The organism is Variovorax sp. 01N429, from assembly GCF_056399425.1.
This window is the reverse complement of the sequence record NZ_JBFTRG010000176.1, coordinates 1-401: the sequence shown is the minus strand read 5'-3', so window position 1 is coordinate 401 and position 401 is coordinate 1. Positions and strand designations below refer to the sequence as shown.

At 69.6% G+C, this 401-nt stretch carries 1 protein-coding gene; it reads right to left on the bottom strand.

The window, feature by feature from the left end; genetic code table 11:
• Positions 1-311, bottom strand: a 311-nt coding sequence (locus AC1DSF_RS31130) for a pyridoxamine 5'-phosphate oxidase family protein (protein ID WP_478184168.1), incomplete at its 3' end; no start/stop codon positions are given.
• Positions 312-401 lie beyond the last annotated feature (90 nt).

Below are 401 nucleotides of genomic sequence, written 5' to 3'. Positions count from 1 at the left end.
GCGTCGAACAGGGCGTCGACGTCGGTCCAGTCCGGTGCGGGGTCGACGACCGCGCGGCCGGAGATCTGCACAGCGCGCAAGTCCGTCCACCGCTCGCCGGATTCGACGAGGAACGCGACCTTGTCGTCCTTGCGGACCCGGGTGAACTTGTGGGTCGCCGCAGGGCCGGCCACCAGGATCTCCCGGTCCCGCACCGCGAACCACACGGGGAGCGTCACGGGGAAGCCGTCCGCGCGCATCGTGGTGAGGATCCCGGTGTGTGCGGCGGCCAGCACCTGCCACGCCTCGTCGTCGGACAGCGCCACGCCCATGCCGGCCTCCCGCGGTCGATCTGATGGCCCGTCAGCATAGCAATCGCTTTACTCCGTCCATAGTGCTCACTATGGTCGGTCGCGATGCGG